11 protein-coding genes are annotated in these 22,045 nt (G+C 80.2%); 5 read left to right on the forward strand and 6 right to left on the reverse strand.

Annotated elements, in window-relative coordinates; genetic code table 11:
* Positions 1 to 200: 200 nt before the first annotated feature.
* The 5 genes from IEY94_RS18275 (at position 201) to IEY94_RS18295 (ending at position 12,601) form a co-directional block, all read left to right on the forward strand.
* Positions 201 to 4,610, forward strand: coding sequence for a type I polyketide synthase (locus tag IEY94_RS18275; RefSeq protein WP_189171447.1), 4,410 nt, complete (start codon positions 201 to 203; stop codon positions 4,608 to 4,610).
* Positions 4,603 to 5,838 carry a MupA/Atu3671 family FMN-dependent luciferase-like monooxygenase gene (locus tag IEY94_RS18280; RefSeq protein ID WP_229784239.1) on the forward strand — a complete coding sequence of 412 codons (1,236 nt, stop codon included), beginning with the start codon at positions 4,603 to 4,605 and terminating at the stop codon, positions 5,836 to 5,838. Before IEY94_RS18275 ends, IEY94_RS18280 begins: the two co-directional genes overlap by 8 nt.
* On the forward strand, positions 5,831 to 9,943 hold the full coding sequence (locus IEY94_RS18285) for a non-ribosomal peptide synthetase (RefSeq protein ID WP_189171448.1): 4,113 nt from the start codon (positions 5,831 to 5,833) through the stop codon (positions 9,941 to 9,943). Before IEY94_RS18280 ends, IEY94_RS18285 begins: the two co-directional genes overlap by 8 nt.
* The gene (locus tag IEY94_RS18290) at positions 9,940 to 11,853 is read left to right on the forward strand and encodes a non-ribosomal peptide synthetase (protein WP_189171449.1); all 1,914 of its coding nucleotides are present in this window, start codon (positions 9,940 to 9,942) and stop codon (positions 11,851 to 11,853) included. Before IEY94_RS18285 ends, IEY94_RS18290 begins: the two co-directional genes overlap by 4 nt.
* 73 nt (positions 11,854 to 11,926) lie before the next feature.
* Positions 11,927 to 12,601 carry a YbhB/YbcL family Raf kinase inhibitor-like protein gene (locus tag IEY94_RS18295; protein ID WP_229784240.1) on the forward strand — a complete coding sequence of 225 codons (675 nt, stop codon included), beginning with the start codon at positions 11,927 to 11,929 and terminating at the stop codon, positions 12,599 to 12,601.
* 86 nt (positions 12,602 to 12,687) lie between these two features.
* Here the strand turns inward: IEY94_RS18295 and IEY94_RS18300 are convergent, their stop codons facing one another.
* The 6 genes from IEY94_RS18300 to IEY94_RS18325 all read right to left on the reverse strand — a co-directional run bounded on the left by IEY94_RS18300 (position 12,688) and on the right by IEY94_RS18325 (position 21,899).
* A complete protein-coding gene (locus IEY94_RS18300) occupies positions 12,688 to 13,620 on the reverse strand; it encodes a LysR family transcriptional regulator (protein ID WP_189171450.1) in 933 nt (310 codons plus the stop codon).
* Between the two features lie 536 nt (positions 13,621 to 14,156).
* Entirely contained in the window at positions 14,157 to 15,605 is a 1,449-nt protein-coding gene (locus IEY94_RS18305; RefSeq protein WP_189171451.1) for a proton-conducting transporter transmembrane domain-containing protein, read from the reverse strand.
* Entirely contained in the window at positions 15,602 to 16,891 is a 1,290-nt protein-coding gene (locus tag IEY94_RS18310; RefSeq protein ID WP_189171452.1) for a proton-conducting transporter transmembrane domain-containing protein, read from the reverse strand. The genes IEY94_RS18305 and IEY94_RS18310 overlap by 4 nt, the downstream gene beginning before the upstream one ends.
* Positions 16,888 to 19,854, reverse strand: a complete 2,967-nt coding sequence (locus tag IEY94_RS18315) for a putative inorganic carbon transporter subunit DabA (protein ID WP_189171453.1) — start codon at positions 19,852 to 19,854, stop codon at positions 16,888 to 16,890. The genes IEY94_RS18310 and IEY94_RS18315 overlap by 4 nt, the downstream gene beginning before the upstream one ends.
* Positions 19,851 to 21,470 carry a SulP family inorganic anion transporter gene (locus IEY94_RS18320; RefSeq protein ID WP_189171454.1) on the reverse strand — a complete coding sequence of 540 codons (1,620 nt, stop codon included), beginning with the start codon at positions 21,468 to 21,470 and terminating at the stop codon, positions 19,851 to 19,853. Before IEY94_RS18320 ends, IEY94_RS18315 begins: the two co-directional genes overlap by 4 nt.
* A 72-nt stretch (positions 21,471 to 21,542) precedes the next feature.
* A complete protein-coding gene (locus IEY94_RS18325; RefSeq protein ID WP_189171455.1) occupies positions 21,543 to 21,899 on the reverse strand; it encodes a hypothetical protein in 357 nt (118 codons plus the stop codon).
* Positions 21,900 to 22,045 lie beyond the last annotated feature (146 nt).

The following is a 22,045-nucleotide window of genomic DNA, read 5'->3' on the forward strand; positions in this document are numbered from 1 at the left end:
CTCAACGCCGAAATCACCGTCCGCCACCTCTTCGAAAACCCCACCGTCACCACCCTCGAACCGCACGTGGCCGCCGCCCGCCCGGCCCGCCCCGAGCTGCGCCGCCGCCGGCAGCCCACCTGACGCCGCCGACCGGTCGACGAACCCCGCCCGGCGGCCCGCCGGGCGGGCCCCCGCCGTACCCACAACGGAGGATCGACGTGACCGACCCCGCGCGCGACCCCGTGGCCGTCATCGGGATGAGCGGCCGCTTCCCCGGCGCCGACTCCGTCGAGGAGTTCTGGCGCAACCTGGTCGCCGGCGCCGACGTGTCCCGCACGTACACCGACCGGGAGCTGGTCGACGCCGGCCTGCCGGCCGACGCGGTCGCCGACCCGACCCTGGTCCGGACCTGCTACCCGCTGGCCGGTCCCGGCCGGTTCGCGGCCGACTTCTTCGGCGTCGGCCGGGCCGAGGCCGAGGTGACCGACCCGCAGCACCGGCTGTTCCTGGAGTGCTGCTGGACGGCGCTGGAGGACGCCGGGTACCCGCCCGGCGGCCCGGTCGGCGTGTTCGCCGCCGCGTCGGCCACCCGGCACCACGCCGAGCGGGTCGACCCGTCGGACCGGGCCCGGCGGGCGGCGCACCCGCTGCACGTCGCCGCCGGCGGCGACGCCGGGATGCTCGCGCTGCGCGTGTCGTACAAGCTGCGGCTCACCGGGCCGAGCCTCACCGTGCAGACGGCCTGCTCGTCGTCCCTGGTCGCGGTGCACCTGGCCGCGCGCAGCCTGCGCGCCCGCGAGTGCGCGGTGGCGCTGGCCGGCGGCGCGTCGGTCCGGCTGCTGGAGCCGTCCGGCGTCCGGTACGAGCCCGGCGGCATCCTCGCCCCCGACGGCCGCTGCCGCGCCTTCGACGCCGCCGCCAGCGGCACCGCCTCCGGCGACGGCGCGGCGGTGGTCGTCCTCAAGCGACTCGCCGACGCCCTCGCCGACGGCGACCACGTGTACGCGGTGCTGCGCGGCTCGGCGGTCAACAACGACGGCGCCGCGAAGGTCGGCCTCACCGCACCCTCGGCCGAGGGGCAGGCGGCGGTGCTGCGGGCGGCGCTGGCCGACGCCGGGGTCGACCCGGCGACGATCGGGTACGTCGAGGCACACGGCACCGGCACCGCCCTGGGCGACCCGATCGAGCTGCGGGCGCTGCGCGCGGCGTACGGGTCGGCCGGGGCCTGCACGGTCGGCGCGGTGAAGGCGAGCATCGGGCACCTGGACGCCGCCGCCGGCATCGCCGGGCTGGTCAAGGCGGTGCTGGCGGTCGACCGCGGGTACCTGCCCGGCACGCCGCACTTCCGCACCCCGAACCCGGCGCTCGCGCTGGCCGGCGGGCCGTTCCGGATCAGCGGGCACGGGGAGGCGTGGGGCGGCGCGGGACCGCGGCGGGCCGGGGTGAGCGCGTTCGGGATGGGCGGCACGAACGCCCACGTCATCGTCGAGCAGGCCCCGGAGCGGGCGGTCGCCGCCGGGCGGGGTGCCGCCGGGGCGGTCGGGGCGCCCGCCGGGGCGGGCGCGGGCGGCCCGGCGGCCGGGCCGTGGGTGCTGCCGTTGTCGGCGCACACGGCCGACGAGCTGGCCGCGGCCGCCGGCCGGCTGGCCGACCGGCTCGACCCCGCCGACCGTGGAGTCCACGCCGACCACCGGGGCCCTGCCCACGACGGGGTTCCTTCCGAGCACCGGGTCGCTGCCGATCGTCCGGTTCCCGCCGACTACCCGGTTCCCGCCGCGGCCGCGGCGCCGGCGCTCGGGGACGCGGCGTGGACGCTGTGGGCGGGGCGGGCGCGGTTCGGGTGCCGGCGGGCGGTCGTCGCCGCCGACCCGGCCGCCGCGGCCGCCGCGCTGCGCACCCCGGCGCCGCCCGTCGCGGCGGCGGCCGACCCGACGGTGGTGTACCTGCTGGCGGGCCAGGGCAGCCGGTACGCCGGCGCGGGCAGCGCCCTGTACGCCGCCGAACCGGCGTTCCGCGACGCGGTGGACGAGTGCGCCGCCGCGTTCGCCGGGCACGGCCTGCGCGACGTCCGCGAGCTGCTGCTCGGCGCCGACGAGCCGGCCGCCGCGGAGACGCTGCACGCGCAGCCGGCGGTGTTCACCCTGGACTACGCGTGCGCCCGGCTGCTCGGCGCGTACGGCGTCACCCCCGGCGCGCTGCTCGGGCACAGCCTCGGCGAGCTGGCCGGGGCGTGCCTGGCCGGCGTCCTCGACCTGGCCGGCGCGGCCCGGCTGGTGGCCGCGCGGTCCCGGCTGATGCAGGACCTGCCGCCCGGCGGCATGCTCGCCGTCGCGCTGCCGGAGCACGAGCTGCTGGCGGTCCTCGGCGGGCAGGGCACGGTCGCGGCGGTCAACGCCCCCGACGCCTGCGTGGTCGCCGGCGCCGACGCCGAGCTGCCCGCGATCCGCGAGCGGCTGGCCGCGGCCGGCGCGGTGGTCCGCGAGCTGCCGGTCCGCCGGCCGTTCCACACCGCGCACACCGAGCCGGCCCGGGCGGCGCTGGCCGCCGTCGCGCGCGGGGTGCGGCTGCTCCCGCCGCGGGTGCGGCTGGCGTCCAACGTGACCGGCGACTGGCTGACCGACGCGCAGGCCACCGACCCGGCGTACTGGGCGGAGCACCTGCGCCGGCCCGTCCGGTTCGCGGCCGGGGTGGCGGCCGCGGCCGCGCTGCCGGACCCGGTGTTCGTGGAGGTCGGACCGGCCGGGCTGGCCGGTCCGGTGCGGGCGATGGCGGCGGGGCCGGTGGTCCGGCTGCTGCCGCGGGCGGGCACCGACCCGGCGTACGCGGCGCCGGCGGCGGTGGCGCGGCTGTGGGAGCACGGCGTCGAGCCCGACCCGGCGGCGCGGCGGGGGGACGCGCGGCGCACGCCGCTGCCGACGTACCCGTTCGCGCGGGACGAGTACCTGCTGCCCCGGGTCGCCCCGGCGGCCGGCGGGCGGTGGACGCCGGTGTGGTTCCCGGCGCCCCCGCCGCGGCCCCGACCGGCGCTGCGGGCGCAGCGGTGGCTGGTCGTGGGCGGCGACGCCGCGGTACCGGAGGCGCTGGCCGCGCGCGGCGACCACGCGCACCACGCGCCGCCGCCGTCCGGCCCGGACGGCGGGGGTCACGGGTGGGCCGGGGCGCTCGTCGAGGCGGCCGGCGCGCCCGAGCGGCTGCTGCTCGTCGCCGCCGGCGACGCCCGGCCGGCGGCGCTGACGGCGCTGGTCGGGGCGCTGCGGGCGGCGCGGCCGGGCGGGGCGATCGCGGTGGACGTGGTCACCCCGGGGCTGTACGACGTGGCCGGCGCGCCGGTGGCCGGGCCGGGGCGGGCGGCGCTGCACGGCGTCGCCGCGGACCTCGCCGACCGGTATCCGGGCGTCCGCTTCCACTTCACCGACACCGACGGTGCGAGCGCCGACGGTGCGGACCCGGGTCGGCTGCTGGCCGAGTGGGGGGCGCAGGACCGGCCCACCCACGTGGCGTACCGCGGGGGGCGGCGGTTCGGGCGGGCGCACGTACCGCTGCCGGCGGCCCCCGGCGGCGCGGCGGACGTCGTGGTGCCGGGCGCGGGGTACCTGGTGACGGGCGCGTCCCGGCCGCTCGGCGTCCTGCTGGCCGAGCAGCTCGCCGCCGCGGGGGCGCGACTGGCGCTGGTCGGCGACCCCGATCTGCCCGACCCCGCCGACCCGGCGGCCGCGCACCCGCTGGCGGCCCGGCTGGGACGGCTGCTCGCGGCCCGGCCGGGCGCGGTCACCTGGGCGTCCGCCGACCCGGCGGACCCGGCGGCCGTACGGGAGGCGGTGGCCGCGGGGCGGGCGGCCCTGGGGCGGATACGCGGCGCGCTGCACGCCGCCGACCCGCCGCCCGCCGCGGGAGCGTCGGACCCGACCGCACCCGGCGGCGGGGACGACCCCGGCGGGACGGCCGGTGCGCGGCTGGTCGCCGAGCTGCTGGCCGCCGATGCCCCGGACTTCCTCGTCCTCACCACCACCGGCGGGGACGGCGCCGCGCTGGGGGCGCTCGCCGCCCACCGCACGGCCGCCGGACTGCCCACAGTGGCCGTCCGTACCGGCGACGGGATCGCGACGGCTCCGGCCGCGGTGGGCGGGGTGGCGACCGCGGTGGGCGCGGACCCGGCGGGGATCGCCGCGGCGGCGTGGGCCGCGGTCCGGCACGGCGCCGCCGAGGTGGTCGTCGGCCCCGCGCCGACCGGCGACCGGGGCGGCCGGGCCACCGCCGCCGCGACCGACCCGGCCACCGCCGCGGCGCCCGGGGTCGCCGCCGCCGAGCCGGCCGACCCGATCGCCGCCGCGGTCGCCGAGATCTGGCGGGAGGTGCTGGGCGTACCGGAGTGCGGCCCCGACGACGACTTCCACGACCTCGGCGGGAACTCGCTGTTCGCCATGCAGATCGTCGCCCGGCTCCGCGACCGGTACGGCGACCTGCCGCTCAGCGCGATCTTCGAGGCGCCCACGGTGGCCGGGCTGGCCGCGGCGATCCGGGTCCGGCAGGCGGCGAGCCTGGACCCGGACGAGCTGGACGCCCTGCTCCGGGAGATCGAGGCCGCGCCGGCGGCGGACGAGGCGGTCGCGGGCGGCGGCCGTGACTGAGCCGACGCCCGGTACCGCGCTGACGGACCGCCTCGCCGCCCTCGACCCGGCCCAGCGCGCCGCCCTGGACCGCGCCCTGCGCGCCCGCGCCGCCGGACCCGCCGCTCCCGGCAGCCCGCCGGCGGGCACCGCGCCCGCTCCCGAGCGGGTGGGCCGGCAGCGGCGGGCCGGGAGCACGATGGCGTTCAGCCTGTTCTTCTTCTCCGGCGACGGCTCGACCGCCGGCCCGGACAAGTACCGGCTGCTGCTCGACTGCGCCCGCTTCGCCGACGCCCACGGCTTCGCCGCGGTCTGGGTGCCCGAGCGGCACTTCGTGGACTTCGGCGGCCTGTACCCGAACCCGGCGGTCCTGGCCGCCGCCCTGGCCGTGGTCACCGAGCGGGTGGAGCTGCGCGCCGGCAGCGTGGTGCTGCCCCTGCACCACCCGGTCCGGGTGGCGGAGGAGTGGGCGGTGGTGGACAACCTGTCCGGCGGGCGGGCGGCGATCTCGGCGGCGTCCGGCTGGCACCCGCACGACTTCGCGCTCGCCCCCGGCGGCCCGGCCCGGTACGCACACCGGCGGGCCGACATGTTCGCCGCGATCGAGACCGTCCGGCGGCTGTGGTCGGGGGCGCCGGTGACCGTACCGACGCCGGACGGCGACCGGGAGGTCCGCCCGCTGCCCCGCCCGGTGCGGCCCGAGCTGCCGGTGTGGGTGTCGGCGGCGGGGACGCTGGCGACGTACGAGCGGGCGGGCGCGATCGGCGCGAACCTGCTCACCGGCGTCGTCGGCCACCGGCTTTCCGAGCTGGGCGACAAGATCGCCGCGTACCGGGCGGCCCGCGCGGCCGGCGGCCACGACCCGGCCGCCGGGACGGTGACGGTCATGCTGCACGCGTACCTCGGCGACGACGCCGACGCGGCCCGGGCGGCGGCGCGGGGGCCGCTGACCGGGTACCTGGAGACGTTCCTGCGCCAGCTCCCCGGGCCGGCCGGCGGGTTCGGCGACCTCGACGACGCCGGGCGGGCGGCGATGCTGGACGCCGCGTTCGACCGGTACGCCCGCGGCCTGGCCCTGCTCGGCACCCCGGACACCGCCGAGGACCTGGTCGAGACCCTGGTCGACCTGGACGTGGACGAGATCGCCTGCCTGGTCGACTTCGGCCTGCCCGCCCCGGCCGTCCGGGCGGGCCTGACCCACCTGCGCGAGCTGCACCGCCGCTACCGTCCGGAGGGGACCGATGACTGACCTGTCCGCCCGCCTCGGCACGCTGACCCCGGCCCAGCGCGCGCTGCTCGACGCGCGGCTGGCCGGCCGGGCGCCGGGCCCGGCCGCGCCGATCCCGCGCCGCCCGGACCGCGACCGCGGCCGGCTCACGCTGGACCAGGAGCGGCTGTGGCTGATCCACCGGCTCGATCCGGCCGACCCGGCGTACCACGTGTTCTCCTGCTCGCGGCTGCGCGGCCGGCTGGACCGGGCGGCGCTCGGCCGGGCCGCCCGGGCGGTGGCGGCGCGGCACGAGGTGCTGCGCAGCACGTTCCCGGCCGGCCCGGACGCGCGGCCGGTCCAGGTGGTCCACCCCGACGCGGCGGTCGACGTCCGGCTGGTCGACCTCACCGGCGAGCCGGCCGCGGGCCGGGAGGAGGCGATGCGGCGGGCGGTGGACGCCGAGATCCGCCGGCCGTTCGACCTGGCCACCGACCGGCCGCTGCGGCTGGCCCTGGTCGCGCTGGGCGACGCCGAGCACGTCCTGGTCGGCACGTTCCACCACCTCGTCTGGGACCGCGCCTCGATGGGTATCTTCAGCGCCGAGCTGGCCGGCTTCTACGGCGCGTACGCCGGCGGCCCGGCCCACTCGCCGCCGGGGCTGCCGATCCAGTACGCCGACTACGCCGCCTGGCAGCCCGGCTGGATCGAGCGGGAGGTGCGCCGCCGGCACCTGCCGTACTGGCGGGACAAGCTGGCCGGCGCCCCGCGGACGCTGGACCTGCCCACCGACCACCCGCGCCCGGCGGTCCGCCGCGCCCGCGGCTCGCGGCACGAGTTCCGGATGTCGGCGGAGCTGACCGCCGCCGTCCGCGGGTACGCCCGGGCCGCCAACGTCACCCTGAACGTCGCCCTGCTCGCCGCGTGGGCGTACCTGCTGCACCGCCTCGCCGGGACCGACGACGTCGTCGTCGGCACCACCTCCTCGACCCGGACCCGGCCGGGCACGGAGGCGCTCATCGGCTACTTCCTCACCATGCTGCCGCTGCGCATCGCCGTGCCGGCCGCGGGCAGCTTCGCCGACCTGGTCCGGTCGACCCGGGCGACGATGCTCGGCGCGCTGGACCACCACGACACCCCGCTCGGCCTGCTGCTGGACGAACTCGGCGGCGACCGGGACCCGAGCCGGCACCCGCTGTACCAGGTCGGGTTCATCCTGGTCGACTTCCGGCACGAGCGGCCGGCGCCGCTGCCCGGCCTGGACGTGGAGCCGCTGCGGTTCGACAACGGCACCGTCAAGGACGACCTGTGCCTGGGGGTCTTCGACGACAAGCAGACCGGCGACCGCCTGTGGGGAATGATCGAGTACAACAGCGACCTGTTCGCCGCCGGCACCGTCGCCCGGCTCTGGCGCCAGCTCGAACACCTGCTCGCCGCCGCCGTCGCCGACCCCGACCGGCCGCTGGCCGACCTGCCGCTGCTGTCGCCGGCCGACCGGGCGCACCTGCTCGCCGCCGGCACCGCCCCACCGCCCGCGACCCGGCCGGTCACCGAGTCGGTGCGCGAGCGCGCCGCGGCCGACCCGTCGGCCCTCGCGGTGGTCGCCGGGGACGGGCGGCGCACGTACGGCGAGCTGCTGGGCCGGGCCGCGGCGGTCGCGGCCGGGCTGCGGGCGCGCGGGGTGGGCGCGGACGACGTGGTGGCGGTGTGCGCGGACCGGGTGGCCGACCTGCCGGCGGACCTGCTCGGGGTGCTGCTGGCCGGCGCCGCGTACCTGCCGCTGGACCCGGCGCTGCCGGCGGCCCGGCTGGCGGCGATGGTCGACCGCAGCGGCGCGGTGCTGGCGCTCGCCCCGCCGGAGCGCGCGAGCCTGCTCGCCGGCAGCGCCGCCCCGGTGCTCGACCCGGCCGCCGTCCTCGCCGACCGGCCCGCCGCCGCGGCCGCCCGGACCGCCGCCGCGGCGACGCCGCGGCCGGACGGGCGGGCGTTCGTCGTGTACACGTCCGGCTCCACCGGCCGGCCGAAGGGCGTCGAGGTCACCCACCGCGGGCTGGCCGCCGTCGTCGCCGCGATGGGCGACCGGCTCGCCCTGACCGCGGCCGACCGGGTGGCGTCGGTGGCGTCGATCTCGTTCGACATCTTCGGGCTGGACCTGTTCGGCGCGCTCACCGCCGGCGCCGCGCTGGTCCTGGTCGACCCGGCCGTGGCCGCCGACGCCCGCCGGCTCGGGCCCGCCCTGGACGACGCCGGCGCGACCGTTCTGCAGTCGACCCCGGCGACGACCCGGCTGCTGCTGGACGCCGGCTGGCGCAACCCGCGCGGCATCCGGCTGTGCAGCGGCGGCGAGGCGCTGCCGGCGGGGCAGGCCGCCGCGCTGACCGCGCTGCCGGGGCCGCTGTGCAACGCGTACGGGCCGACCGAGACGACGATCTACTCCACCGCCGACCGGGTCGCGCCGGGCGGGCCGGTCACGATCGGCGGGCCGCTGCCGGGCAGCCGGGCGTACGTCCTGGACGCCCGGCTGCGGCCGGTCCCGGTCGGGGTGCCCGGCGAGCTGTACCTCGGCGGCGCCGGCCTCGCCCGCGGCTACCGCGGCGACCCGGCCGGGACCGCGGCCCGCTTCGTCGCCGACCACCTCGGCGGGGCGCCCGGCGCCCGGCTGTACCGGACCGGCGACGTCGTGCGCTGGCGGGACGACGGCCGGCTGGTGTTCGTCGGGCGCAACGACGACCAGGTGAAGGTGCGCGGGTACCGGGTGGAGCCCGCCGAGGTCGAGGCCGCCCTGGACCGGCACCCCGCCGTCCGCCGGTCGGTGGTGACCGTGCGCGAGGACCGGCCCGGCGACCGGCGGCTGGTCGCCCACCTGGTCTGCGCCGGGGCGCCGCCGGCCGACGCGGACCTGCGCGCCCACCTGCGGGCGACCCTGCCGGCGTACCTGGTGCCGGCGGCGTTCGTCCCGATCGACGCCGTACCGCTGACGCCCACCGGCAAGCTCGACCGGCGCGCGCTGCCGGCCCCGCCGGTTCGCCCGGCGGCCGGGCGGGTGGCGCCGCGCGACGCGGTCGAGGCGCGGGTGGCGGCGGTCTGGGAGCGGGTGCTGGACGTGCGACCGGTGGGCGTCCGGGACGCGTTCTTCGACCTGGGCGGGCACTCGCTGCTGGTCCTGCGGCTGATGGCGGCGATCGAGGCGGAGTTCGGGGTGGGGCTGCCGCTGTCGGCGATCTTCCGCGGCGCCACGGTGGAGAGCTTCGCCCGGCTGCTGCGCGACCCGTACCCCGACGACCTCCTCGGCGACGCCGACCCGGCGGGGGCCGGCGCGCGCGACGGCATCCCCACGACCGCCCGCCCGGCCGGGGTCGACGGGGGTTCCGCGGGGCTGGTGCGGCTGCGGGGCGGGGTCGGGCCGGCGGTGTTCTTCGCGCACGCCGCGGGCGACGACGTCACCTGCTACGCCGCGTGCGCCGCGGCGCTGCGGGCGGACCGGCCGGCGTACGCGCTGGTCCCGCCGCCCGGCGTCGCGTACCCGACCCTCGCGGCGCGGGCCGCCGCCCACGCGGCGCTGATCCGGCGGGCGCAGCCGGACGGGCCGTACGCGGTCGTCGGGTGGAGCCACGGCGGGGCCCACGCGCACGCGGCGGCGGCAGCCCTGGAGCGCGGCGGCGCCCGGACGCGGCTGGTCCTGCTGGACGCGCAGCCGCCGGAGCGGATCCGGGCCGACGGCCCGCCGACCCGCGCGGCGGTGGTGGCCCTGCTCGCCGCGCACCTGGCGGGCGGCCCGCCGCCGGACCCCGGCCCGGCGGGGAGCGACGCCGCGGCCGACATCGCGTACCTGGCCGGGCTCGCGGGCGTCGACCCCGGCCGGATGGCCGCGGTGGTGGCGGGCTGGACGGTGAACCTCGGCCTGCTGCACGCCCACGCACCGGAGCCGATCGCGGGACCGGTGACGCTGGTCCGGGCGGCGGGGGCCGACCCCGCCCGGTTCGCGGAGTGGGAGCGGCTGACGACCGGCGGGCTCACCCGCCACGCGGTCGCCGCGGACCACCACGGGATGCTCCGCCCGCCGCACGCCGGCACGGTGGCGGCGATCATCGACGCCGCCGCCGGCGCGGTCACGCCCGGCCCGACCGCGGCCGGGAGCGGATCATGACCGGGGCGCCCACCGCCGGCCCGGCCGGCACGCCCACCCCCGACCCGAAGCGGGCCGGCCCGCCACCCGTCACCGCCCGCAGCACCGCCGAGGTCACACCGCCCACTCCGGACAGAGTCGCGCCACCCGCTCCGGACGGAGCCGCGCCGCGCACGCCGGACGCGACGGCGCCCTCGCCCCCGGACCTGCTGGCCGCCGTGGCCCGCCACGCGGTCCGGCGGCCGGCCGCGGTCGCCGTCCGCGGCCGGGGCGGGGCGCTCGACTACCGCGGCCTGCACGCCGCCGCGCTCGCGACGGCGGCGGCGCTGCGATCCGCCGGCGTCGACCCCGGCGACCGGGTCGGGCTCTGCCTACCGCGCGGCCCCGAGCTGGTCGCCGGCCTGCTCGGGGCCGTCGCCGCCGGCCTGGTCGCGGTACCGCTGGACCCGGCGACACCGGCGCTGCCGCGCCGGCTGTGGGCCGCGGACGTCGACCCCGCCACGATCCTGGTCACGCCCGGTACGGCCGCCGACTGCGCCGACCTCGACGTCCCCCTCACCCACCTGCCGCCCCCGCCCGGGCCACCCGACGGGGATCCGAGCGGCGGGAGCGCCCCGTCGGACGCGGAGGTGCCGCGGGGCGAACCCGACCCGGCACCGGCCGGGCCGCCCGGGGTGGACGCGGGCGGCGCCCGCCGAGGGCAGGCGGCGGTGATCATTCGCTCGGCCGGCGTCGAGGAGGAGCCGCGCGCCGTCGTCGTCACCCGGGCCGACCTGGCCGGCCCCGCCGCCTGGCTGGCGGCCGCCCTGCCGCCCGGCACCCTCGACCGGGTGCCGCTGGACGCGCCGGTCGACTCGTACCTCGCCCTCACCCAGCTCGCCGCCGCGCTCACCGCCGGCGGCACCCTGCTCGCCGACGATCCGGCGCCGGAGCCGACCGTCCGGATCGGACCGCCCGGCCGGCACGCCGCCGCCTCGGCCGACGGGGCGGGGCTGGTCCTGCTCGGCGGCCCGGTGACCGGGCCGGTCCGTCGCGGGCCGGCGCTCCCCGGTACCCCCGCGCCCTGGCTGGCCTGGGGCGCGACCGAGACCGCCGGCCCCGCCCTGGCCGGGCCGCTGCGCGCCGACGACCCGCAGGCCCTCGGCCCCCCGCGCCCCGGCACGACCGCGTACGCCCTGGACGCCGCCCTGCGGCCCGTCCCCGCCGGTGCGGTCGGCCGGCTGTACCTCGGCGGCTCCGCCGTCACCCGCGGCTACCTCGGCCAGCCGGCGCTGACCGCCACCCGGTACCCCGCCGACCCGTACGCCGCGGATCCCGGCGCGCGGATGCTGGCCACCGACGACCTGGTCCGGCGGGGCGCCGACGGCGTCCTGCGCTGGGTCGGCCGGCTCGACCAGTGCCCCGGCGTACCGGACCGGCCGCGCCCGCCCGTGGTCGCCGAGGCCGCGCTGCGCCGGCACGGCGACGTCGCCGACGCCGCGGTCGTCGCCGCCCCCGATGGCCGGCTGGTCGCCGCCGCCGTCGCCCGCACCGGCGCCGCCCCGACCGTGGCGGGGCTGCGGGTGCACCTGGCCGCGACCGTACCGGCGCCGCTGGTCCCCGACGCGCTCGCGCTGCTGCCCGACCTGCCCCGCCTGCCGACCGGCCGGCCGCACCCGCGGGCGATCCTCGGCGCCGTCGCCCGCGCGGGCTCGGCCGCGCCGGGCCTGACCGACGCCGAACGCCGGGTGGCCGGCGCGTGGGTGTCGGTGCTGGGTCACCCGGCGGACCCGGGCTGCAACTTCTTCGACGCCGGCGGCACCTCGATGGGGCTGATCCGGCTGAGCGCGGTGCTGGCGCGGGAGTTCCACCGGCCGGTGGACGTGATCGACCTGTTCCGGCTGCCGACGATCCGGGCGATGGCCGCGCACCTGACCGGCGCCGACCGGTAGCGGGCGGGCGGCGCGGATCGTAGGCTGGCCCGGCGCACCCACCCGCCCGGCCAGCCGACCCGTGGGAGCCACCGTGAGCCACCCCCTGCCCACCACCCGCCCCGCCACCATTGCCCGAGTCGCCGCCGCTGCCCGAGTCGCCGCCGTCGGCCGAGTCGCCGGCGGCCGAGCGGTGGCCGCCGCGCTGGCGACCGCCGTCCTCGCCACGCCCGCCGCCGCCGCGGCAGCGGTCGCCGCGCCGGGAGCGCCGGCCGGCGGCCGGAGTGCCTTCGCCCTGACCAGTGCGGCGTTCGCCGAGGGCGGGACCATCCCCGCCGTGCACGAGTGCACCAGCGCCGGCCCCGACCCGCGCCGCCGCAACGAGTCCCCGCCGCTGGCCTGGTCCGGCGCACCGGCCGGCGCCGCCGCGTACGCCGTCGTCATGCGCGACCTGGACAACCGCGACCTGCTGCACTGGGTCCTCTACGACATCCCGGCCGACGCGGCGGCCCTGCCGCAGAACGTCGAGCACGCGTACGAGCCGGCCGTGCCGCGGGGCGCCCGGCAGGCGTACTACCGGGGCAGCGCGACGCTGTTCGGGTACCAGGGGCCGTGCTCGCCGAACGCCGTGAACACCTACGAGTTCGTCGTCCACGCGGTCGACCGGGCGGCGCTGCCCGGCCTGTCCCGGGACTCGTCCATCCGGGACGTGGCCGCCGCCGTCACCCGCGCCTCCCTCGGCACGGCCCGCCTGACCGGCGAATCCTGACTCCGCCGAATCCCCGGCCGAGCCGACCACCGCCGTCCACACCCGCCCGCCGGCCGGCGCGCAAGCCGCCGGCCGTCCGCCGCGGGCTACCGGCCGGGTTGGTTGGCGCGGGTGTGCCGGTCGTGCACGTACGACCGGTACGACGCCCTGGCCAGCCGGGCCAGCGTCGGCAGCTCCCCCGCCAGCCGCCCCTCCCGCGGGCAGATCAGCAGGTGCCGCATCGACACCGGCTCGCCGATCAGCGGCCGGACCACCACCGGTCCGTCCGAGTAGCAGGCGATCTGGCAGGCGCTGACCGCGCGGCCGGCGGCGACCAGCTCGCGGATCGTGTCCGACCCCGGCACCGTGTACCGCACCCGCGGGCGGAAGCCGTGCTGCTCGCAGGCGGCGAGGAAGCACTCGGGCCAGCCGGCGCCGTCCGACGGGGTCATCGCCCAGTCCCGGTCGGCGAGGTCGGCCAGCGCGACGCTGCCGTGCCGGGCCAGCGGGTCGCCGGCGGCGAGCGCCACGGCGACCGGCTCGCGGGTGATCGTGACGCAGTGCAGCTCCGGCGTGGGGTGCAGCTCGTAGCCGGGGTAGTCGACGGTGGCGACGAGGTCGAACCGACCGGCGGCGACGAGGTCGCGCAGCAGCAGCGGCGAGTCCGCCATGGTGAGCCGGACCTCGGCGCCGAGGTGCGCGGTCAGCCGGTCGGCCAGGCCCAGCGAGACCGAGGACGCCGCGCCGCCGAGCGCGATGACCGGCGCCGGGCCGCGGCCCTGCCGGGCGACCCCGCCGCGCAGCTCGGCCACGCCGTGCAGGATGCCGCGGGCGCGCAGCAGGACGTAGTCGCCGACCGGCGTGGGGATCATGCCGCGGGCGCCGCGGACGAACAGCGGCGCGCCGATCTCCGCCTCCAGCCGCTTGAGCCGGGCGGTCAGGGCGGGCTGCGACATGCGCATCGACGCCGCGGCCTTGGTGAGGCTGCCGGTCTCGGCGATCGCGCACACCGTCCGCAGGTGGCGCAGTTCGAGTTCCATCGATGCCACCCTAGGACCCGCCCGTCCACCCCCTCAACAGCCGGCGCCGGACGGTGACCGGATCGCCACCACATCCCGCCGCCCCGCACCGGAACGGGCCGAGGGCCGCCTAGCGGCCAAGTACGTCATCGGCCCGCTTCGGGGTACATAACCCCATGATCCACTGGGGAGGGCGTCCGCGCTTCCACCCCGAAAACGCGGACGCCCCCGTACCGCGCCCCGGTTCCGGTCCGGCGCGGGGGTCCGTCCGCGCCGGACCGGCCGGCGGGCCGGGCACCGCTGGGGTGCCGGTCCACCGGGCGGCCGGGAGCCCGCCGATCCGGTCCGAACAGCGATCCGGCCGGCGGACGGACCGCCGGTGGGCAACCGGTGAGCGGATCGGGGCGCGCGGGTGCGGTCCCGGCCGTGGGGTGCGGTGTCGCGGCCCGCCGGACGGACGTGCTCCGGTCGGCGCGCGCGTTGGCCCGCTCATCGTCGCCGATCATCGCCGCCCGGCGGAAATAGACGCTGCCATTCACGACGTCTATCCCTGTCGATCACAGCGGTACCGGCAGCGCGACCGCCAGCAGCAGCGCGGCCAGCCCGACCGTCAGCGCGAACACCTCCCGCCCGGTGAGGTCCCGCTGCCCGTCGTGCGCCCGGACGCCGGTGAACAGCCCGAAGTACAGCCGCAGCACCGCGACCGCCTGCACCGCCGCGGCCAGCACCAGCGGGATGGCGTACGCCGGCCGCGCGCCGCGCAGGGTCAGCTCGTCGGCCAGGCCGCCGAGCAGCGGCGGGCAGCCGGCGACGGCGAGCCCGGCGAGCAGGAAGCCGACGGCGAGCCGGGGCGTGCGGGCGTACGCCCCGCCGTCGCGCAGCCGCAGCGCCCCCCGCCGCCCGGCGAGCGCGGCGGCCGCCATCAGCGTGGCCGCGCCCCCGACGACCCCGGCCGCGCCCGCGACCAGCGCCGCGCCCGGACCGGCCCCGAACGCCGCGGCGACGGCCGCGGCCTCGCCGGCCAGCAGGTACGCCAGGGCCCGCCGGGCGTCGTCGGCGACGACCGCGCGCAGCGCCACGGCGACCGCGCCGAGCCCGCCGCCGACCAGCCACCAGGCCGCGCCCGGCGGCGGGTGCGCGGCGACGAGCAGCAGCCCCGGCAGCGCGCTGGCCAGCCACGCCGCGACCAGCCCCAGCGGCGCCCGCTGGACCAGCGGCGGCAGCCAGCCGTGGCCGGGCGGCGCCCCGAGCCGCAGCAGTACCGCGGCGGCGAGCAGCCCGCCCCCGACCCCGCCGGGCACCAGCACCCCGGCGGCGACCAGCCCCACCGCCAACCACCGACCCACCGCGAACGCGGGCCCACCCGACCCACCGATGCCCGGACCGCCCGCCGGTTCGCCGACGCCCGCGGCCGACGAGCCGGCCCGGGCGGCGGCCGGCACCGCCGCGCCAGCGGCCGACGGCCCGGCCGACCGAGCCGCCACGGTCCCCGAGGCAGGTGGCCGGACCGCGGCCGCGCCGCCGAAGTTCGCCGCCCCACCCCCGGGGAAGCTCCCCGGCAGGCCGGCGGCGACCGGCGGCTGCCCGACCGGCCCGTCCGCCGGACCGGCGGCGGCGCGGCGCAGGGGCCGCCCGACCAGCCAGGCCGTCGCCGCGAACCCCGCCGCCACCGCCAGCGGCGTGCCCGCCGCCAGCCCGGCCAGCGTCAGCGCCCCCAGCTCCAACACCCGCCGCAGGACGGCCGGCGGGTGGCTCGACACGGGCGCCAGGCCCACGGCGAGCAGCGTCGCCACCGCCGCCGCGGTACCGAGCAGCGCGGCCGCCGTACCGCCGGCGAGCCCGGGGGCCACCGGCCGCAGCGGCCACGCGGCCGCCGCCGGGCCGATCGCCGCCGCGGCCGCCACGACGGCCGCCCGGCGCGCGCCCCGCGGCGGGACGCCGCGCCGGCCGACCAGGGCGGCGCCGGCGAGCAGCGCCCCGGCCGCCAGCCACAGCGGCCCGCTCACTCGGCCACCGCCCGCGGGGCCCCCGCCGCGCCGGCCGCCGGCCGCCGGCGGGCCCGGTGCCGCCGGTCGCCCGCGGCGTCCCGACGGCGCAGCGCCCCCGCGACCGGGTCCCACAGGTCGCGCAGGAGGGCGTCCAGGTGGCCGCGCTCCAGCGCGTGCCGGTACGCCCACCGCCGCACCCCCGCCGGCACCAGCCGGTCCAGGTACGCCCCGGTCGGCGGCAGCGCCGCCCCGTGCGCCGCCTCGCGGTGCTGGTGGTCGTGCAGCAGGCTGGGCGCGCGCAGCAGTTGGGCGCTGCGCAGCGCCGCGTGCGCCAGCAGGTGCCAGACGGCCAGCGCGGTCAGGCCGGCGCCGATCTCGGCGACGACGAGGCCGACCTGCGCCATCGCCGCGTACGCCAGGCCGGTCTTGGCGTCGGTCTGCACCCGGCCGACCAGGGTGGCGTGGGCGGCGGTGGCGAGTCCGAGCAGGACGGTCGCCGCGCTCACCACCGCCGCCGGCGGCCAGCCGGCGGTGGCGCGCAGCAGCAGGTACGGGCCGAGGGTGATCGACACCGCGCCGTAGCACAGCGCGCTCGACGGCGTCGGCCCCTCCATCGCCCGGGGCAGCCAGCCGCCGAGCGGGACGAGCGCCCCCTTGCCGACCGCCGCCCACAGCAGCCCGAGCCCGACCAGCGCGCTCGCCCCGCCGGGCGGCGCGAGCCCGCCGGCGGCGGTGAACGCCGTACCGGGCCCGTGGTGCGCCCACAGCAGGACGCCGACCAGGCCGACGTCGCACGCCCGGTACACCGCGAACGCGCGCAGCGCGTGCGCCACCGGCTGCCGCCGCTCGTGGAAGAACGCGATCAGCAGGCAGGACGCCAGCCCGGCCAGCTCCCAGCCGACCACGAGGGTGTCCAGCGAGCCGGCGACGACGACGAGTTGCGCGCCGCCGCCGAACAGCGCCAGCAGCAGGTGGAACCGCAGGTAGCCGGGCTCGGCGTGCAGGTACCGGCGGGACAGCACCACGACCAGCGTGAGCAGCAGCGGGACCAGGACCGCGAACGGCAGCGCCAGCCCGTCGAGCAGCAGCCGCAGCCGGGCGCCGCTGGGGTACCAGGCCAGCGCGGCCGTCACCCGCCCGAACGGCGCCACGGCGAGCGCCACCCCGGTCGACGCGGCGAACGCGCCGGTGACCACGCCGGACACCACCCGCTCCGACCAGCCCACCCCCAGCCAGGCCGGCAGCGCCAGCCCGGCGAACGCGGCGAACGGCAGCACCGCGAGCGCGACCAGCCCCGCGCTCACCGCGCCCGCCCCGGGCCCGACGCCGGCCCCCCGGCGCCCGCGGTGGACGGCCCGCCGCACGCGCCCGCGCGGGACCCCGGCCCGGCGACCGGTGCGGTATCGGCGGCGGGGCGGATGTGGGCGCAGCCGACCGGGCCGCGCCGCCCGCGGTACGCCGCGGCCGACCCGTCCAGCACCGGCAGCGTCGGCGGCGGCGTGTCGTCGGGGACGAACCGGCCGTCGGCGTACCGGTACAGGTCGGGCCCGTCCCAGGCGGCCAGCCGCAGCCAGCCGTTGCGGACGAGCCGGTCGAGCCCCGGCTGCGCCGCGAGCAGCGCCAGCAGCCGCGCCGGCGCCGCCTCCACCACCAGCAGCAGCCGGACCGGCTCGTGGATCTCCACCATCTGCCAGGGCAGGCCGGTGCGCAGGTCGGACGCGGCGCCGTCCATCACCCCGAGCAGGCCGGTGACGTTGTGCGGCAGCTTGGTGCCGCAGCCGTACCCGGCCGGGTCGACGTGGCTGAAGTAGTACTCCAGGTTGATCCCCGCGCAGACCGGCCCCACGGCGAGCAGCAGCCCGGTGAGGATCGCGGCGTCGTCGTCGGCCGCCGGGTCGTACGAGACGAGGAACGCCCGCCGGTCCAGGAACAGCCCGCGGGTCCGCCACCGCCGGCCGACGACGCAGACCGCGTTGGTCGCGTGCCCGTACTCGGGCCGGGGCTGGCCGAGGTCGACGGTGTGCGTCTCGACGTGCGCGAGCGCCCGCTCCGGCGGCAGGTCCGGCGCCGCGGTGGCGAACCGGCGGCACCGCTCGTGCGCCGCGAGCGCGCGGGCCCGGTCCAGCGCGCGGCGGGCCCGGTCCAGCGCGGTGGCCGCCGCGGGCGGCACGCCGGTGGCGTCGTAGTAGGTGATCGAGTCGTCGCAGGTGTTGTGGTACGCGCCGACGAACCGGGTACCGGCCGGGATCGGCAGCCCGCGGGCGGCGAGCGCGCCGCGGACGGCCGGGTCGTTGGCCATCGCGGCGAGCGCCCGGGCGTTCGGCCCGCCGCGCCCGCCGCCGGTGGCGCCGCAGTCGTGCGCCGCCTCGTGCGGGTTGTTCAGGCTGGCCGAGCCGTGCCCGACGAGCAGCACCAGCGGCGCCAGCCGGCCGGCCAGGCCGGTGGTGCGCAGCGCCGCGGCGACGACGTCGGCCATCTCGGCGACGGTGAAGCCGGGCTGCCGGCCGGCGGCGTCCGGGCCGGCGGCGGTGCGGTGCAGCGCCAGCCTGGTCGGCCCTGGGTCGGGCAGCCGCCCGGCGGCCGCGGCCCACCGGTGGAACCGGCGCGGCAGCAGGCTGCGCCCGACCAGCGGCGCGAGGTGGGCGAGGCCGGTGCCGACGCCGATCAGCGCGCCGCGGGCCAGCGTCCGGCTGCCGATGTCGTACGCCCGGCGCAGCGCGGCCCGCCGCCGCCCGCGCGGCGGCGCCGGGCTGACGGGCTCCTCGGTGACCAGGTGCCGCGGCGTGACCACGACCGGGCACAGCGGCCGGGGCCGCACGTCGCGCACCCCGCGGTACGCCATCGCCACCCCGAAGAAGCCGGCGTAGCCGAGCGTCTCCGCGCCCGGGCACACCTCCTCGAGGTGCCGGCGCAGCGACTCCTCCCGCTCGTCGATGCAGAACACCGCCTGGAACAGCGGCGCCGCGGCGGCCGGGGCGGCGTACCGGGCGTGGGCGCGCAGCCCGCCCAGTACGTCGGCCGCATGCCGCCGCTCGTACGCCCGGTGCAGCAGCCCGCGCCGGGTCACCGGGTCCAGCGCCCGGACGGCCGCCAGCCAGGCCCGCACGGCGGCCGGGTCGGCGAACGCGTCCAGCGGTACCGGCAGGTGCTGGGCGACGACGAACCCCTCGTACGCCAGCGCGCGGTCCGGGCCGGGCGCGGCCGGCGGCGGCCGCAGCAGGTCCAGGTCCGCCGGGGTGGCGTGCGGGCCGAGGTGGTCGGCGATGGCCGCCCGGGCGGCGACCACGTCGAGGGTGAGCTGGACGGCGAGGTGGTCGACGAGCCGGGCCGGCGGGGCGTGCACCGGCGCCCGGTCCGGCGCCTCCTCGAACTGCCGGACCATGCCGGCCCAGCCGCGCAGCGACAGCAGCGTCGCGGCGACCGCCTCGGCCCGGTCGGCCGGGGCGACGGCCAGCTCGCCGAGCGCCCAGTCGACCGTCCGCTCGGCGGGCCAGCCGCGCTGCGCGGCCAGCAGCGCGGGCAGCCCGCGCAGCGCCCGGTCGGGCGGGGCGCCGCCGGCGCCGTACAGGTCGCGGAAGGCGGCGAGCAGGCCGCGCGCGCGGCCGGGCATCGGCCAGTACGCGACGCCCTGGTCGAGGAACGCCGCGCACACCCGGATGAGCAGCGGGTGGACGACGGCGTCGGTGTCCGCGCCGGTGCGGGCGAGGATCCGGTCCCGGCAGCGCACCCCGTCGGCCGGCGCCGCCGCGGCGGGCGGCGTGGCGGCGGCGAGCCGCTGCCAGAGCCGGCCCAGCACCGCGGGCGCGGGGCCCGCGGCGGCCAGGTCGGCGTGCCGGTCCGGGGCGAGGCCGCCGGCGTACCGGGCCAGCGCGTCGGTCTCGGTCAGCAGCCAGGTCAGCGCCGCCCCGCGGGGCAGCTCGACGGCCAGGGCGAGCCGCCCGGCGACGAACTCCCGGTGGGTCGGCCCGCCGGGCAGCACGGGTTCGTCGCCGGCGACGTCGGCGGCGACGGCCGCCAGGTCGGCGGGGGTGATCCGGCCGTCGGCGAGCAGCGCGGTCAGCGCCGCCTCGGCCGGGTACGGCTCGGTGCCGTACCGCGCCGCCCCGGCCCGCACGGCCGCGTCGAACGGCAGGTGCTCGTACGCGTGCAGGGTGTTGTGGTGCACGAACGCCGACAGCGGCGCCTGGCTCGGCAGCAGCCGCGCCGCGTGCGCGACGAGCGCCGCGACGTCGGCGGCCGGTCCGGCCCGGCCGACCGTGGCCGTCACCGCCGGCTCCGGCGGCGGCTGGCGGCCGGGTGGGCGGACGCGGCGACCATGGTGTCCAGCCCGCGGACGGTCACCGTCGCGCCGGACCACTCCCGGCCGAGGGTGTCCAGCCGGGACAGGAAGGTGTGGTCCACGACGGCGGCCCGCTGCACGTCGATCACCACCTCGGTGATCCCGTCCCCGGTGCCGGCCCGGGCGCCGCGCACCGCGGAGCGGACCGGCAGCAGGTGGGCGAACGTCGCCGCGCCGGGCAGGTGCAGGTGCAGCGCGCTGCCCTCGCGGTGGGCGCGCGGCCGCGGCCGCAGCAGCGCGCCCGGCCGGACGCCGCGGGCCAGGTGCAGGACCAGTTCCAGGGCCAGGCCGGCCGCGACGCCGATCAGCAGGTCGGTGGCGAGGGTGACGAGCAGCGTGGTGAGGAACAGCGCGAGCTGGTCCCGGCCGACCCGGAAGGCGTGCCGGAACTCGCGCGGCGAGGCCAGCCGGCTGCCGGTGTAGATGAGCATCGCGGCCAGCGCGGCCAGCGGGATGAGCTGGAGCGCGCCGGGGATCAGCGCGATCATGCCGAGCAGCAGCGCGCCGTGCCAGAAGTTCGCCCACCGGGACGTGGCGCCGGCGTCGATGTTGGCCCGGCTGCGGACGATCTCGGAGATCATCGGCAGCCCGCCGAGCAGCGCGGCGACGAGGTTGCCGCCGCCGAGGGCGACGAGGTCGCGGTTGTGGTCGGACGTGCGCCGCCGCGGGTCCATCCCGTCGACGGCGAGCACGGTCAGCGTGGACTCGATGCTGCCGATCAGCGCGAACATGACCACGTACTTGATCGAGGTGGCGCTGGTGATCGCCGAGAAGTCGGGGAACACGACGGCGTCGGCGAGGCTGCCGGGCAGCCGGACCAGGTACTCCGGGCCGAGGTGGTGCGCGGCGCCGAACAGCGTGTAGTCGTGCGGCGTGGCCAGGTGCAGCCACAGCCCGAGCGGCACGGTCACGGCGAGCACCAGCAGCGGCGCCGGTACGGCCCGGGCCCACCGCGCCCGGATCAGCGGCAGCGCGAACAGCAGCGCCAGCGACAGCACCCCGAGCAGCAGCACGCCCGGGTTGGCCCGGCCGACGCTGGCCGGGATCTCCGCGATCAGCCCGAGCGGGTCGGTACTCGCCGGCTTGACGCCGAGCAGCACGTGCACCTGCTTGGCAATGATGATCACGCCGATCGCGGCGAGCATCCCGTGCACCACCGACGGGGAGAGGGCGATGCCGACGCTCGCGGTCCGCAGCAGCCCGAGGCCGATCTGGACGGCCGCCGCGACGACGCCGACGGCGAGCGCCCGCCGGTACCCGGCGACCGGGTCGCCGCCGCCGAGTTCCTGGACGGCGCCGAGCGCGATGACGATCAGCCCCGCGGCGGGGCCCTTGATGGTGAGCGGCGCGCTGCCCAGCAGCGTGACGAGGACGCCGCCGACGATGGCGGTGACCAGCCCGGCGACGGGCGGGAAGCCGCTGGCGACGGCGATGCCGAGGCACAGCGGCAGGGCGATCAGCGAGACGAGGAAGCCGGCGCGCAGGTCGGCGAGGGTGAAGGGGCCGGAGCGGGGCCGCGCGGGCGCGGCGGCGTCGACGGGCATGGGTGATCCTCACGTGGGGTGACGTGGCGGGTCCCGTCCGGCAGCGGACGGGCGGGAAGGTCGGCGGCCGGGTCAGCGCCCGGCGGCCCGCCCCGGCGGGGCCCGCGCGCCGCGGGCGCGGCGGCCGGCGCGCGGCGGCGCCGCGGCGCGGGGGCGGCGCCCGGCGCGGGCGCGCGGCGGCGCGGCGGCGCGCGGGCGGGCGGGGATCGGATCCTCGCCGTCGTCGGTGCACCACGGGCGGGCGGCCGTACCGTCGAGGCCGGCGTACGCGTCGGTGAGCAGCGGCGGCAGGGCGCAGGCGCGGGGCTGCGCGCCGGCGGCGGCGCCCGGCGCCGCGGGCGCGGCCGGGGCGTGCGGGTGCGGTACGGGGCCGAGCAGCGCGGCGAGCAGCGTCGCCAGGATGGCGACGAGCGGCGCGCGTACCCTCATCAGGCCCCCGTAACCCGACTTGCGTGGACGCCCGGCGGAACCGGGCGCGCGGCGGCCCCCGTGCCGCCGGGGGCGTGCTCCGGCCCTCGGACCGCCGCACGCCCCGCTCGGCTATCTATTCATCATGTTCGATACCCTGCCGTCAA

Origin of the sequence: Pilimelia anulata (assembly GCF_014647895.1) — a bacterium.
In the GTDB taxonomy this organism is placed as follows: domain Bacteria; phylum Actinomycetota; class Actinomycetes; order Mycobacteriales; family Micromonosporaceae; genus Pilimelia; species Pilimelia anulata.